General features: G+C 59.7%; 13 protein-coding genes. 5 read left to right on the forward strand and 8 right to left on the reverse strand.

Annotation, left to right across the window (positions count from 1 at the left end):
- Positions 1-43: 43 nt before the first annotated feature.
- Positions 44-562: a bifunctional 3-hydroxydecanoyl-ACP dehydratase/trans-2-decenoyl-ACP isomerase gene (gene fabA, locus AC4PR2_RS10770; protein ID WP_049200448.1), complete on the forward strand. Its 519-nt coding sequence runs from the start codon at positions 44-46 to the stop codon at positions 560-562.
- Positions 563-879: 317 nt separating this feature from the next.
- Here fabA and rmf read toward each other — a convergent pair whose 3' ends face one another.
- The 6 genes from rmf to rlmKL form a co-directional block, all read right to left on the reverse strand.
- Entirely contained in the window at positions 880-1,050 is a 171-nt protein-coding gene (gene rmf, locus AC4PR2_RS10775; protein ID WP_004928150.1) for a ribosome modulation factor, read from the reverse strand.
- 270 nt (positions 1,051-1,320) lie between these two features.
- Positions 1,321-1,881: a membrane integrity-associated transporter subunit PqiC gene (gene pqiC, locus AC4PR2_RS10780; protein WP_049272921.1), complete on the reverse strand. Its 561-nt coding sequence runs from the start codon at positions 1,879-1,881 to the stop codon at positions 1,321-1,323.
- A complete protein-coding gene (gene pqiB / locus AC4PR2_RS10785; RefSeq protein ID WP_060440264.1) occupies positions 1,878-3,524 on the reverse strand; it encodes an intermembrane transport protein PqiB in 1,647 nt (548 codons plus the stop codon). The genes pqiC and pqiB overlap by 4 nt, the downstream gene beginning before the upstream one ends.
- On the reverse strand, positions 3,511-4,827 hold the full coding sequence (gene pqiA, locus AC4PR2_RS10790) for a membrane integrity-associated transporter subunit PqiA (protein ID WP_197801720.1): 1,317 nt from the start codon (positions 4,825-4,827) through the stop codon (positions 3,511-3,513). The genes pqiB and pqiA overlap by 14 nt, the downstream gene beginning before the upstream one ends.
- A 74-nt stretch (positions 4,828-4,901) precedes the next feature.
- A complete protein-coding gene (locus tag AC4PR2_RS10795; RefSeq protein ID WP_492175119.1) occupies positions 4,902-6,806 on the reverse strand; it encodes an ABC transporter ATP-binding protein in 1,905 nt (634 codons plus the stop codon).
- Between the two features lie 5 nt (positions 6,807-6,811).
- The gene (rlmKL, locus tag AC4PR2_RS10800) at positions 6,812-8,938 is read right to left on the reverse strand and encodes a bifunctional 23S rRNA (guanine(2069)-N(7))-methyltransferase RlmK/23S rRNA (guanine(2445)-N(2))-methyltransferase RlmL (RefSeq protein ID WP_087762369.1); all 2,127 of its coding nucleotides are present in this window, start codon (positions 8,936-8,938) and stop codon (positions 6,812-6,814) included.
- Between the two features lie 103 nt (positions 8,939-9,041).
- On the opposite strand from rlmKL, the gene AC4PR2_RS10805 reads away from it, so the two are divergent.
- Entirely contained in the window at positions 9,042-10,145 is a 1,104-nt protein-coding gene (locus AC4PR2_RS10805; RefSeq protein WP_038874255.1) for a YcbX family protein, read from the forward strand.
- A 6-nt stretch (positions 10,146-10,151) separates the two neighbouring features.
- Here the strand turns inward: AC4PR2_RS10805 and AC4PR2_RS10810 are convergent, their stop codons facing one another.
- Together AC4PR2_RS10810 and pyrD are read right to left on the reverse strand one after the other, a co-directional pair.
- Positions 10,152-10,700 carry a cell division protein ZapC gene (locus AC4PR2_RS10810; RefSeq protein WP_004928171.1) on the reverse strand — a complete coding sequence of 183 codons (549 nt, stop codon included), beginning with the start codon at positions 10,698-10,700 and terminating at the stop codon, positions 10,152-10,154.
- Between the two features lie 176 nt (positions 10,701-10,876).
- Positions 10,877-11,887 carry a quinone-dependent dihydroorotate dehydrogenase gene (pyrD, locus tag AC4PR2_RS10815; RefSeq protein WP_060421813.1) on the reverse strand — a complete coding sequence of 337 codons (1,011 nt, stop codon included), beginning with the start codon at positions 11,885-11,887 and terminating at the stop codon, positions 10,877-10,879.
- 258 nt (positions 11,888-12,145) lie between these two features.
- Here pyrD and ssuE point away from each other — a divergent pair, with 258 nt between their 5' ends.
- Genes ssuE through ssuD form a run of 3 tightly spaced genes read left to right on the forward strand, consistent with a single transcriptional unit; the run spans position 12,146 to position 14,883 of the window.
- Positions 12,146-12,724 (forward strand): NADPH-dependent FMN reductase, encoded by a 579-nt coding sequence (gene ssuE, locus AC4PR2_RS10820; RefSeq protein ID WP_060440267.1) that lies wholly within the window; start codon positions 12,146-12,148, stop codon positions 12,722-12,724.
- A gap of 24 nt (positions 12,725-12,748) precedes the next feature.
- On the forward strand, positions 12,749-13,714 hold the full coding sequence (locus AC4PR2_RS10825; protein ID WP_197801727.1) for an aliphatic sulfonate ABC transporter substrate-binding protein: 966 nt from the start codon (positions 12,749-12,751) through the stop codon (positions 13,712-13,714).
- A 20-nt stretch (positions 13,715-13,734) separates the two neighbouring features.
- Positions 13,735-14,883 carry an FMNH2-dependent alkanesulfonate monooxygenase gene (gene ssuD, locus AC4PR2_RS10830; protein WP_197801729.1) on the forward strand — a complete coding sequence of 383 codons (1,149 nt, stop codon included), beginning with the start codon at positions 13,735-13,737 and terminating at the stop codon, positions 14,881-14,883.

Here is a 14,883-nt window from a genome sequence, read left to right on the forward strand (position 1 = left end):
TAGCTAACCTGCGTCCTTCATTAAAATAAGGCTTACTGAGAACATGGTAGATAAACGCGATTCCTATACGAAAGAAGACCTCGAAGCATCCGGCCGTGGCGAGCTGTTCGGCGCCGGTGGCCCACCGTTGCCGGCAGGTAACATGTTGATGATGGACCGCGTGGTCAAAATGAGCGAAGACGGCGGGACTCACAACAAAGGTTATGTGGAAGCGGAGCTGGATATTAATCCGGACCTATGGTTCTTCGGTTGCCACTTTATCGGCGATCCGGTCATGCCTGGTTGCCTGGGCCTGGATGCCATGTGGCAGTTGGTCGGTTTCTACCTCGGTTGGCTGGGCGGCGAAGGCAAAGGCCGCGCGCTGGGCGTCGGTGAAGTCAAGTTCACCGGCCAGGTGCTGCCAACCGCCAAGAAGGTGACTTACCGCATTAACTTCAAGCGCGTTATCACCCGCAAGCTGATCATGGGCGTCGCCGATGGCGAAGTGCTGGTTGACGGCGAAGTGATCTATACCGCTACCGATCTGAAAGTGGGCCTGTTCAAGGATACCGCAGCGTTCTAATCACGCTGACGAGAAGACGGCCACCGCCTTCTTTTCCAACGATCGCGCATGCCGTCACGTCTCTCGTGGCGGCATTTCTTTTATCCCTCAATGCCTTGCACCGCCTCCGCCCTCCCTTTAAGGATCTCCTGTTTACCCACCGCCAGAGCGCCTAAAGCGTGCCTCGTCTATACGAATCACGCTTTCTCGCTCCTCGTCAGGCCAGCGCGAAGCAATAACCCCACTGAGAACGCCCTGGGTGATGCCACCTCAGAGGCCACAAACAAAAACCTCCGCCAAAGGGCGGAGGTTATTCCTTTTATTTGACAGGGAGCCGCTTAAGCGGTCACAGCCCTGTCTTCCATGGCTTCTCGCCAACCTCCCAGCCATTGAGACCGGGCGTCCACTGATGATTGGTAGGGACAATGTTCCCTGGAACGCCCTAAAATACCTGCCTGATACCCTCTCGAATGCGCCCTTTCCAGACGATCGCGTTTCTGTCTCTTCATGCCTCGTTTCCCTCATTTTGGTCTGGTGGAAAGAAAACAATGGCTGCTTTTTGCGCAGCCACGAGTTATCAATAGCGCTAAAAGAAGAGAAGATCAATGCGCAAAATTCACGCCAATGTCATATTTGTGAGCTACGCCCGAGGAAAGTGCTAAGTGGCTGATCTGCCGGGAAAGGGTTTAACTTTTTGAAATGAAAAAGAAATCCCTGCCAGGGAGAAAAAAAGACTTTTCACGCTGACAGGGATTAGACGATTTTAGACCAAATTATGACTAAATGCCGCCCATCTGTGCTGCGATAGCCTGGGCTTCCTGCTGCCAGCCCTGCGCCAGCGTGCGCACCAGGGCATCATAGCCGTCCTCACCCTGTTTCAACTCCAGGCTGAAAGGCCGTTTGATCAAGCGCCCCTGGCGGTTCAGCACCCACTCGCCGCGAACGATCGCCTTGCCGTCAAAGCGGCCATGGAAACCGCTGATGGTCACGTTCAGCACATCCTGATCGCTGCTCATCGGCTGCGAAGAGACCACCCAGCCCGGCAGCGCGCTGCTCAGGTTGGTGACCAGCGTTTGCTGCAGCTGCTGGTCGAGCGGGCTGGCCCACAGGTTGTTCTGGGCTATCACATACTGTACGTCGTTGGTTTGATACACCACGCCGCTCTGCGCCAGATAATCCGCCACGCTCACGTGCTCCAGCCACAGCTGGCGCGTGGAAGCGCCGCTGCTGCTGGCAGCGGCCGGCGCCCCCAGCGCCGGCAACTGATAGTAGGTCTTCTGTGGCGAACTGCTGCAGGCGCTGAGCAACAGCGCCAGGGCTACCGGGATCCATTTCATCATTTCGTGGCCTTCTTCGGCTGAGGGTCAGTGCTGCCGGCGGCTTCAAACACCAGCGCGTTGCTCTTCTCATTCAGGGTGCGCAGCACCGGTTGCAGCTCACGCAACACCTGGTCGAGGCGCTGCATATCGCCCACCATCTTGTTGTAAGCCGGTGAACCAGGCTGGAACCCTTTCATGCTGCGGTTCAGCTCCAGCAGCGTTTTCTGCATGTCCTGCGGCAGCGCCTGCATCTCTTTGCTGGCGATGATGTCGTTCAACGACTTCATGGTCTGCTGCGTCGACTTCATGGTTTTCTGACTTTCCGCCAGCGTCTTGGTCGCTTCGTTGATCATCGGATTGATCGGCATCGCGTTGATCTTGTCCAGCGTCTGCATCAGTTTCTGCTGGATCTGCGCCAGCCCGCCGCTGGTGGTCGGCATCAGCGGATAACCGAACAGTTCGCGCGGCCCTTTCCACGGTTTCTCCTGCGGATAGAAGTCGAGATCGATATACAGCGAACCGGTCAGCAGGTTGGCGGACTTCATCGAGGCGCGCATACCGCGCGATTCCGCGTCCTTCAAATGCCCTTCGATATCGAAATTACCGCCCAGCTGTTTCTGGAAGCGATCCGGCTCGATGCGGATCAGCACCGGAATGCGGTAGTCGTTATCCAGGCGTTGCGCCATGCCCTCTTTATAGAATGGCACCTGAGCCACCGTGCCCAGGCGGATGCCGCGGAACTCGACCGGGGCGCCCGGCTGCAGGCCGCGTACCGAATCGGAGAAGAACAGCAGGTAATCCTTATGCACGGTATACAGCGAATCCTGCGTGCTGCGCTGGTTGTCGAACAGCTGGTACTCCGCCTTCTCTTTCGCCAGTTCGCCGCGATCCCAGCCGTCCGGTACGTCGAAGCTGACGCCGCCGCTGAACAGGGTAGTCAGCGATCCCATCTCCACCCGCATCCCTTGCGCCGACATGTCGAACGCCACGCCGCTGTCTTTCCAGAAGCGCACGTTGGTGGTGACCAGTTGGTCGTAAGGCGCGGTGATGAACAGCTGATAGCGCATGGCGCGTTCTTTAGGATCGAAGTAGCTGGTTTCCACCGACCCGACGCGATAGCCGCGGAACAGCACCGGATCGCCGGCGTTGAGCTGGCCCGATTTCTCGCTGTCCAGCACGATGCGCAGCCCCTTGGCGTCCGGGGAGGCCAGCGGCGGCGCGTCGAGCAGCTGATAGTTGTCTTTGCCGTCTTTGCCCTTGCTGCCCGGCTGCAGTTCGATATAGGCGCCGGACAGCAGCGTGCCCAACCCGGAGACGCCTTCACGGCCGATCTGCGGCTTCACCACCCAGAAGGCGGAGTCCTGACGCAGCAATTTCTCCATACCGGAATTGAGACGCGCTTGCACCATCACCTTGCTCAGATCATCGCTCAGCGTGACGGTTTCCACCACGCCGACGTCCACGCTGCGGCTTTTGATTTTGGTTTTACCCGCTTCCAGCCCTTCCGCCGTCGTGGTGACCAGCGTCACCACCGGCCCCTGATGGCTGAAGTGGTAAAACAGGATCCAGGCGCCGATCAGCGCGGTCACGATGGGAATGATCCACACCGGCGACCAGCGTTTGATCTTCTCAACGTCTGCGACGCTATGATTATTTTCCGTCACCTTGCGGCTCCTTGTTGATTGTTTCACTTGCGCGATCCCAGGTCAGCCGGGGATCAAATGTCATGGCGGCGAACATGGTGAGGATCACCACCAGCGCGAACAGCACGGCGCCCGTCGCAGGATAAATGCTCATCAACTGCCCCATTCGCACCAGCGCCGACAATACGGCGATCACAAATACGTCGATCATTGACCAGCGGCCAACGAACTCGACCACTTCATAAATCAGGTGCATCCGCTCGCTGTCGGCACGCGGCTTCTTCCTGCCGTTGGCATCCCAGCACAGCCAGCCGATCGCCAGCATTTTCAGCGACGGCACCATGATACTGGCGATGAAAATCACCATCGCCACCGGATAAGAGCCGTCCCCCCACAGCAGGATCACCCCTGCCATGATGGTGGAGTTCATCTTGTTGCCCAGCGCCTCGGTCACCATGATCGGCATCAGGTTGGCCGGAATATACAGCATGATGGAGGTCACCAGCAGCGCCAGCGTCCACTGCAGGCTGTGGCGCCGGCGCACGTAGCCCTTGGTGTGGCAGCGCGGGCAGCGTACCTGATTGGCCGGCAGGATCGCCGTGCAGCAGGCGCAGGAGCGCACGCCCTGGCGCATGCCGGTGCGCCCCACCGTCAGTGGGCGATCGATACGCGGCGCCGGTTCGATGTCCTGCCACAGCCAGCGCCGATCCACGCACTGGAAAGCGCGCACCTGCAGCAGGCAGAACAGGCAATAAGGCACGAAGCTGCTGCCGATGCCGATATCGCCGTAGGCCATCAGCTTGACGAAGCTGACCAGCACCCCGGCGAGGAAAATTTCCACCATGCACCAGGTCTTGAACTGAAACAGCACCCGGGCCATCCACTCTTTAAGCCCCAGCGGCAAGCGCACTTTGGCGCACAGCAGAACGATCGCCACCATGCAAAACGCCGGGATCAGCTGCACGAACACCATAAATAAGGTGGCCATACTGGCGTAATCTTCCGCCACCATGACCTCCGGGATTTGAATCAGCCGGATTTCGTTGCCGAGACCGGCGACGCGCATGTTGATAAACGGGAAAATGTTGGCTAGCACCAGCATGAACAAGGCACTGAGCGCGTAACCGATCGGCCGCTTGCGCGGTTCGTCCCAGCGGACGCTGAGCGTGGTTTTGCAGCGCGGGCATACCGCTTTGCTGCCATAGGCCAGCGGCGGTAGCGCCACCAGCATGTCGCACTGCGGGCACAGCATCAGGTTATCCTGGTGCTCCGCCGAAGGTACGGAATGACTATGCTGCTGATGATTGTTGTGGGAACACACCATATTCCTCCTCAATAACGTTGCTCACCGGCACGTCGATAACCGCCCGCAGCAGCGCGCGGGCGGTATCGCAACGGTCAGCCGTTTTTCATCGCTTCCAGCTCTTCCCAACGGGCGAAGGCCTGCTCGAGCGCCTGCTCGGCGTTAGCCAGTGCCGTCAGCACTTCTTGCGTTTCGCTGTGCGGCCGCGTGAAGAAGTCGGCATCGCTCATCTGCGCCTGCAGCGCTTCGATTTCCGCCTCCAGCTGTTCGAGCCGCTGCGGCAGCTGTTCCAGTTCGCGCAGCAGGTTGTAACTCAGCTTGGCCGCCGCTTTCTTCGGCTGTTCGGCCTTTTTCTCCGCCGCCGGTTTGCTCGCGCTCGGCGCCGCCTGACGAATCGGTTTCGCCGTGGCGCGCTGATGATGCGCATCGTAATAGCCGCCGACGAAGGCGTTGATCACGCCGTTGCCTTCAAAGATCCAGCAGTCGGTCACCGAGTTGTCGACGAACTGGCGATCGTGGCTGACCAGCAGCACGGTGCCCTGATAGCCGTCGATCAGCTCTTCCAGCAGCTCCAGCGTTTCGACGTCGAGATCGTTGGTTGGTTCATCGAGGATCAGCAGATTGCTCGGTTTCAGAAACAGCTTAGCCAACAGCAGGCGGTTACGCTCACCGCCCGAAAGTGCCTTCACCGGCGTCATCGCGCGTTTCGGGTGGAACAGGAAGTCCTGCAGGTAGCCCAAGACGTGACGAGGACGGCCGTTGACCATCACTTCCTGCTTGCCTTCCGCCAGATTGTCCATCACCGTGCGCTCCGGATCGAGATCCGCGCGGTGCTGGTCGAAGTAAGCCACTTCCAGCTTGGTGCCGCAGTGCACGCGGCCGCTGTCGGCTTTCAGCTGACCGAGCATCAGTTTCAGCAGCGTAGTTTTGCCACAGCCGTTCGGCCCCACCAGCGCAATCTTGTCACCGCGCTGTACCTGAGCGGAGAAACCGCGCACCAGCACTTTTTCGCCGACCTGATAGTTGACGTCTTCCAGCTCGAATACGATTTTGCCGGAGCGGGTCGCCTCTTCCACCTGCATCTTGGCGGTGCCCATCACTTCACGGCGCTCTGAACGCTCGACGCGCAGCGCCTTCAGCGCGCGCACGCGCCCCTCGTTACGGGTACGGCGCGCTTTGATGCCCTGACGGATCCAGACCTCTTCCTGCGCCAGCTTGCGATCGAACTCGGCGTTTTGCAGCTCTTCCACCCGCAGCGCTTCTTCTTTGCTCTGCAGATACAGATCGTAGTTGCCCGGCCAGGAAACCAGCTTGCCGCGATCCAGATCGACGATGCGCGTCGCCATGTTGCGGATAAACGAACGGTCGTGCGAGATGAAGACGATGCTGCCGTCAAACTCTTTCAGGAAGCCTTCCAGCCAGTCGATGGTTTCGATATCCAGGTGGTTGGTCGGTTCGTCGAGCAGCAGCACGCGCGGCGAGCTCACCAGCGCGCGGCCCAGTGCCGCTTTACGCAGCCAGCCGCCGGACAGCGAGGAAAGCTCGGCGTCGCCGTTCAGCCCCAGCTGCAGCAGCACTTCGCTGATGCGGCTGTCAAGCTGCCAGAGCCCCTGGTGGTCGAGGATCTCCATGATTTGCGCCATGCGCGCCAGGTTTTTCTCGCTCGGATCGCTCTCCACCAGGTGGGAAATCGCATGATACGCCTTCAGGTGTTCCGCCTGCTCCGCGACGCCTTCGGCCACGAAGTCGAACACGCTGCCGCCGATATTGCGCGGCGGATCCTGTTGCAGGCGCGCCACGATCAGATCCTGTTCGTAGATCACCCGGCCGTCGTCCAGCGGGATCTCTTTGCCGAGGATCTTCAGCAGCGTGGACTTACCGGCGCCGTTGCGCCCGACCAGACACACGCGCTCGTTGTCTTCGATATGAATTTCGGTGTTGTCTAAAAGCGGCGCATCGCTGAAAGAGAGCCAGGCGCCGGACATGCTGATTAACGACATAGTAATTATTTTCCTTCGCCGGCGTGAGTCACCAGCCAGCAGTTGTGGATCTGACGGTTACGGGCAAAGTCCTGCGACAGCGTCTTGGCGGTGATCTCTTTCGCCTCCAGGCCCAGCGCGCTCAGCCCTGCCATATCCATTTGGAAACCGCGCTTGTTGTTCGAGAACATGATGGTTCCGTTACGGCGCAGCAACCGTTTCAAATCTTTCATCAGCGCCAGATGATCGCGCTGCACGTCAAAAGTGTTCTCCATCCGCTTGGAGTTGGAGAACGTCGGCGGATCGATGAAGATCACGTCGAACTGTTCGTTGGCGTTGCTCAGCCACGACAGGCAGTCGGCCTGGATCAACCGATGCTGACGGCCGGTCAGGCCGTTGGCGCGCAGGTTCTTCTCCGCCCATTCCAGATAGGTACGCGACATGTCCACCGTGGTGGTGCTGCGCGCGCCGCCCAACCCGGCGTGCACGCTGGCGGTGCCGGTATAGGCGAACAGGTTGAGGAAGTCCTTGCCGTTGCTCATCTCGCCCAGCATGCGGCGCGCGATGCGGTGATCGAGGAACAGGCCGGTATCGAGATAGTCGGTCAGGTTGACCCACAGCTTGGCGTTATACTCTTCCACCAGCAGGAATTCGCCTTTCTGCGCCAGTTTCTCGTACTGGTTCTTACCCTTCTGCCGCTCGCGGGTTTTCAGGATCAGCTGATTCGACGGCAATTCCAGCACCGCCAGCGTCGCGTTGATCACATCGAACAGGCGCTGACGCGCTTTTTGCGCATCGACGGTTTTCGGCGGCGCATACTCCTGCACCACCACCTTGCTGCCGTAGCGGTCCACCGCGACGTTGTATTCTGGCAGATCGGCATCGTACAGGCGGTAGCATTCAATGCCCTGCTGTTTCGCCCACTTGTCGAGCTTCTTCAAGTTCTTGCGCAGACGGTTGGCGAAATCTTCCGCCACCTGCACGCCGCCGGTGGTGGCGCCAGCCGGGTTCGCCGCCAGCTGATAGTTTTTCTGCACGCACTCCAGCGGGCCGTTTTTCGCCTTGAACTGGCGCTCGGCGCGCAGCTGCAGGCAGCTCAACAGCTCCGGCGAGGCGCTGAACAGCGAAAGCTGCCAGCCGCCGAAGGCGCTTTTCATCACGCGGCCCAGCATGTTGTGCAGCGCGATCAGCGCCGGTTCGCTTTCCAGACGCTCACCGTACGGCGGGTTGCTGATCACGGTGCCGTGCGGGCCTTCCGGCAGCGGATTGGTCAAGCGCGCCACGTCGCCGACGTTGAAGGTGATCAGCTCGGCGACGCCGGCGCGGCGGGCGTTGCCGCGCGCCATTTCAATCACCCGACGATCGATATCGGAGCCGAAGAAGCGAGAGGCGGTTTCCTGCAGGCCGCGGCGTGCGCGCACCTGCGCTTCGGTGGTGACTTCACGCCACAGTTCGGCGTTGTGGCCGTTCCAGGCGCTGAAGCCCCAGTGTTGGCGGTGCAGGCCCGGCGCGCGATCGGCAGCGATCATTGCCGCTTCGATCAAGAGCGTGCCGGAGCCGCACATCGGATCGAGCATCGGCGTGCCCGGCTGCCAGCCGGAACGCAGAACGATGGCGGCCGCCAGGTTTTCCTTCAGCGGCGCCTGGCCGGTGAGATCGCGGTAACCGCGCTGATGCAGGCCTTCACCGCTCAGATCGAGCGCCACGCTGGCCATATCGCGCTGCAGGAAGACGTTAACGCGAATATCCGGCTGCTGCTTGGCGACCGTCGGGCGTTGGTCAAGTTTGCGGGTGAAGCTGTCGACGATGGCGTCTTTCACCTTCAGCGCGCCATACTGGCTATTGCGGATCTCTTCGTTCACGCCGCTGAAATGCACGGCAAAGGTTTTATCCACGCCAAAAATGCTCGGCCAGTCTATCGCCTGCACCCCGAGGTAGAGATCCAGATCGCTGTGCACGCGGAATTCGTTCAGCGGCAACAGAATGCGCGAAGCCAGGCGGCTCCACAGCAGGCTTTGGTACAGAAGACGATCGTCACCCTGAAAATGTACCCCACCCTGCACCACTTTGCAGTCGTGAGCGCCAAGCGCTTCCAGCTCGCTTTTTAACAGTTCTTCCAATCCACGCGCCGTGCTGGCAAACAGAGAGTTCATATCGTGCTTATCACCAAAAAGAAAATTGTTGCGCATTATAGCTAATCCGCACCGCTTGTCATAAAGTTGCTCCCTTCTATTTAATAATCGCACGGAGATAAGGGTGATCACGCTTTCCAGACTCTACGTCCATCCGGTTAAATCACTGCGCGGTCTGCAGCTTTCTTACGCCCAGGTCGGCAGCAGCGGTCTGGCCTTCGACCGCAACTTTATGATCACCGAGCCGGATGGCACCTTTATTACCGCGCGCCAATACCCGCAGATGGTGCTGTTCACGCCGGCGCTGCTGCCGGACGGGCTATTCCTGACCGCGCCGGACGGCGAAAGCGCCGCCATTCGCTTCAGCGACTTCGCCGCCGCGCCGCAGCCGACCGAGGTATGGGGCAACCATTTCACCGCGCTGATCGCGCCGGATGAGATCAACCGCTGGCTGAGCGGCTATTTCCAGCGTGACGTGCAGCTGCGCTGGCTGGGGCCGGAGTTGACCCGCCGAGTGAAAAAGCACCCCGAAATCCCGCTGACGTTTGCCGACGGCTATCCTTATCTGCTGATTAACCAGGCTTCGTTCAACGATCTGCAGCAGCGTTGCCCCGGCAGCATCAAGCTGGAGCAGTTCCGCCCCAATCTGGTGGTGAGCGGCGCAACCGCCTGGGCCGAGGACGGCTGGCAGGTGATCCGCGTCGGCGACGTCATGTTCGATCTGGTGAAACCCTGCAGCCGCTGCGTGCTCACCACCGTCAGCACCGAGCGCGGCCGCAAGCACCCGAGCGGCGAACCGCTGAGCACGCTGCAAAAATTCCGTTCCGCCGACAACGGCGACATCGATTTTGGCCAGAATATGATCGCGCGTAACAGCGGCATCATTCGCGTGGGCGATACGGTGGAAGTGCTGTCGACCAAGCCGCCGCGCCCTTATGGCGCCGGGAAAGTGGTGGAGAGCGTGCAAGCGCCGCAAGACAGCGAGCACAGCGTCACTATCGAATACGAAGGAAAGGTGTTTACCGGCAATAACCAGCAGATCTTGCTCGAGCAGCTGGAACAGCAAGGCATCCGCGTACCTTACTCCTGCCGTGCCGGGATTTGCGGCAGCTGCCGCATTACGTTGCTGAGCGGTGAAGTCGCGCCCCTGAAGAAAAGCGCGCTGGGCGACAACGGCACCATCCTGTGCTGCAGCTGCATCCCGAAAAGTGATTTGACCCTGGCGTAATCCGCCTTATACCGCCCTGTCGTAAGCCGGGGCGGCGCTTTCATCCTGCGCACAGGGTTTCAACCGATCGTGCATCACCTTGATGGCATCGCCCAATACCATGGTGCGGCCGGCGACCGTCAGCTGATTTTGCGCCAGCAGGCACAGGCTGGCGTTATCCCCGGCCTCTACCACCAGCAGGCGCGCTTCCGCGCCGCTTTCCATCACTTTCACCGCCGCCAGCTCGCCGTTTTTCGGCTGCAACGGATAATGCTGCTGCGAAAAATGCCAGCTCTTCGGCATCAGCGGTTTCAGGAAACGGTAGGCGACCAGCGCATTCAACACCAGCTCGGCGCGCTGCTCATGGCTGAGTTTGACCTGTTTGCACTGTTCTTCATAGGTGAAATAAAGGGCAGCGTCGTCCACGCAAAAAGCGCATTCATCGAAGGCGTCCGGCGTTAACATTTTGGCCGGGAAACGTGAACGAAAGATCATACCATTAGCTAAATCCAGCATTAGCCGATCGTGTTCGGCATCAAAATACCAACGCCAATTATCGTCAGGTTTTATCTTCATTTCGTATCCTTCTCGCTGCCTATGCCAACGCTGCACTCACCCTAAAAGGCGATTTTATCACCGATAAAATAGCTTAAACATCGGATAATTCCGCGAACGATATTTATGCTAACGAACAAAATATAGACGAGCCGGGGGCAGAAATAAACCCCCGGAATAAAATGAGAGGAAAAATATTAGATATGGGTAACGATATCTTTAATCAAACGCGGGCCGTGATAGATAAATCCGGAATAAATTTGCAGCAGGCTCGCGCCGGCCTCCATTTTTTCGCGCGCCGCCGTCAGCGAATCGATGCCGCCCACGCCGATAATCGGCAGGCGCCCTTGCAGTTCGGTGGAGAGACGGCGGATCACTTCGGTGCTGCGTGATTGCAACGGACGCCCACTTAACCCGCCCGCTTGTTCGCAGTAATTCAGCCCCTGGATCAATTTTCGATCCAACGTGGTATTGGTGGCGATCACGCCATCGATATTATGCCGCACCAGGCTATCGGCAATTTGGATCAATTCTTCTTCTGAAAGATCCGGCGCGATCTTTACCGCCACCGGCACATATTTGTGATGGCGCGCATGTAATTCCTGCTGCTTATTTTTAATCGCCGCCAAAAGATCGTCCAGCGCTTCGCCATACTGTAAGGATCGTAACCCCGGCGTATTCGGTGACGAGATGTTAATCGCGATATAACCGGCATACGGATAAACTTTATCCATGCAGATCAAATAATCGTCTTTGCCCTGTTCGACCGGGGTGTCTTTATTCTTGCCGATATTGATCCCAAGAATGCCGCCGAAATGGGATTTCTTAACGTTTTCAACCAGATTGTCCACGCCATGGTTATTGAACCCCATGCGGTTGATCAGGCCTTCCGCCTCAACCACGCGGAACAAGCGCGGCTTGTCGTTGCCCGATTGCGGGCGCGGCGTCACGGTGCCGACTTCCACATGGCCGAAGCCCATCGCGCCGAACGCATCGATGCACTCGCCATTTTTATCCAGACCGGCGGCCAATCCCAGCGGGTTTTTAAACGACAGCCCCATGCAGCTGACCGGTTTGGTCGGCACGGACTGACGGACAAGAAACGCTAATGGGGTGCCGGTAATACGGCTGAGCTGACGAAAGGTCACTTCGTGCGCACGTTCCGGATCGAGCTGGAACAACGCTTTCCTGATGAGGGGGTAGTACATGGACTCTCCTGATTTCCCGGTTGCAAACCGGGGGCGTATTATCCGGTATCCCCCGCCCAATTGGAATTGATTAAAGGCAAAAAAAGCGGTTTTTACGCAACCGTTTTCCCGCTTCGCCGCCAAATCGGCGCCAATCCGCTTTTGCGCATATCGAAATCAAAAAATGAGATTTAAAAAACGCGCCCGATTGCTGGTAGGTTTAAAACACTTCCTGTTGATTTTCTAATTAAACCTAACTTTTAGTTATAAGGAGTGGCAATGCGCGTTATATCACTGGCCGGCAGCCCACGCATCCCATCACGTTCCGCCGCACTGCTCGCGCTGAGCCAGAACTGGCTGCGGCAGCAAGGGGTGGAAGTGACGGCTTATACCCTGCACGACTTCGATGCCGAAGACCTGCTGTATGCCAACTTCAACAGCCCGGCGATCAAGGCGTTTGCCGACCAGCTGGCGCAGGCCGACGGCCTGCTGATTTCCACGCCGGTTTATAAAGCGTCGTTTTCCGGCGCGCTGAAGACCTTGCTGGATCTGCTGCCGGAACGCGCTCTGGATCATAAGGTAGTGCTGCCGCTGGCAACCGGCGGTTCGATCGGCCACATGCTGGCGGTGGACTATGCGCTCAAACCGGTGCTGGCAGCGTTGAAAGCGCAGGAAGTGCTGCACGGCGTATTCGCCGACGACAGCCAGGTCCAACTGACCGGTGAAGGCGCCACGCTCACCGACGCCGTCGCTACCCGGCTGGAAGAGGCGTTGGCCAGTTTTTATCTGGCGCTTGGCCGCCGCAAACCGCCCGCGCTGCGCGTCGCCTCGCCGCTGGCGGCGCGTCAGACCGCCTGAAAGGCCTGGAAAAGGAGAGCCTGAATGAAAAAACGCATCGCTTTACGGCGCTGGCTGAGCGCCGCTACCCTCACTGGCCTGCTGTCGCTGGTCTGGGCCAATGCCGCCGCTGCGCAGGATCCGGCGCAGTTCCGCATCGGCTACCAAAAAGGATCGGTCAGCCTGGTGCTGGCGAAGAGCCACCGGCTGCTGGAGGAACGTTTCCCCGCCACCCGCATCAGCTGGATCGAGTTTCCCGCCGGCCCGCAGATGCTGGAGGCCTTGAACGTCGGCAGCATAGATCTGGGCAGCACCGGAGATATTCCGCCGATCTTCGCGCAGGCGGCCGGCGCTGACCTGCTGTATGTCGGCGTTGAGCCGCCCAAACCCAAGGCGGAAGTGATCCTGGTGCCGGAAAACAGCCCGATAAAAAACGTCGCCGATCTGAAAGGCCATAAGGTCGCCTTCCAGAAAGGATCCAGTTCGCACAATCTGCTGCTGCGATCGCTGCAAAAGGCCGGCCTGCAGTTCACCGATATCCAGCCCGCCTATCTGACGCCCGCCGATGCGCGCGCCGCCTTCCAACAGGGCAACGTCGACGCCTGGGCCATCTGGGATCCTTATTATTCCGCCGCGCTGCTGCAGGGCGGCGTGCGAGTGCTCGGCGACGGCACCGATCTGAACCAGACCGGTTCCTTCTATCTGGCGGCGCGCCCCTATGTCGAAGCCAACGGCGCCTTTATCAGCCAGGTCTTGACGGTGCTGACCCAGGCCGATGCGCTCACCCGCAGCGACCGGGCGCAAAGCGTGACCCTGCTGGCTAACGCCATGGGGCTGCCGGAACCGGTGATCGCCAGCTATCTGGATCACCGCCCGCCGACCGCCATCACACCGCTCGATGCGCGGACGATCGCCGCGCAGCAGCAAACCGCCGACCTGTTTTACGCCAACCGGCTGGTGCCGGTGAAGGTTGACATCTCGCAACGCATCTGGCGCCCAACCGCACAATAACTCATGGGAGAAGATTAACGATGAGCCTGAACGTTTTCTGGTTTTTACCCACCCACGGCGACGGCCACTATCTTGGCAGCGCACAGGGCGCGCGCAGCGTCGATCACGGTTATTTGCAGCAGATCGCCCAGGCGGCGGATCGGCTGGGATTCGGTGGGGTACTGATCCCCACCGGCCGCTCGTGCGAAGACTCCTGGCTGGTGGCCGCCTCGCTGATCCCGGTCACCCAGCGGCTGAAGTTTTTGGTCGCGCTGCGGCCGGGCATCATCTCCCCTACGCTGGCGGCGCGCCAGGCGGCGACGCTGGATCGCCTGTCCAATGGGCGTGCGCTGTTCAATCTGGTCACCGGCGGCGATCCGGAAGAGCTGGCGGCCGAGGGGCTGCACCTGAGCCATGAAGAGCGCTACGAAGCCTCAACCGAGTTCACCCATATCTGGCGCCGGGTGCTGGAAGGCGAAACCGTCGATTTCGACGGCAAGCATATTCAGGTGAAAGGCGCCAAACTGCTCTTCCCGCCGGTGCAGCAGCCGCGCCCGCCGCTCTATTTCGGCGGATCCTCCGCCGCCGCGCAGGATCTGGCCGCCGAACAGGTAGAACTGTATCTCACCTGGGGAGAGCCGCCGGCGCAGGTTAAAGAGAAGATCGAAGAGGTGCGCGCCAAAGCAGCGGCGAAAGGCCGCCAGGTACGCTTCGGTATCCGCCTGCATGTCATCGTGCGTGAAAGCACCGAAGAGGCCTGGCGCGCCGCCGACCGGCTGATCGCGCACCTCGATGAGGAAACCATCGCTAACGCGCAGCAGGCCTTTGCGCGTTTCGACTCCGTCGGCCAACGGCGCATGGCGGCGCTACACGGCGGCAAAAAGGATAACCTGGAGATCAGCCCGAACCTGTGGGCCGGCATCGGCCTGGTGCGCGGCGGCGCCGGCACCGCGCTGGTGGGAGACGGCCCGACGGTCGCGGCGCGCATGCAGGAATATGCCGATCTGGGCATCGACACCTTTATTCTCTCCGGCTATCCGCATCTGGAAGAGGCCTACCGCGTCGGCGAACTGCTGTTCCCGCACCTCGATCTGGCGCAGGAGGAAACGCCCGCGCGCCTTCAGCCGGTGCGCCCGCAGGGCGAAGTGGTGGCCAACATCTATGTTCCGCAAAAAGTGTCGCAGAGCTGA

It is taken from the genome of Serratia sp. A07 (genome assembly GCF_058725505.1).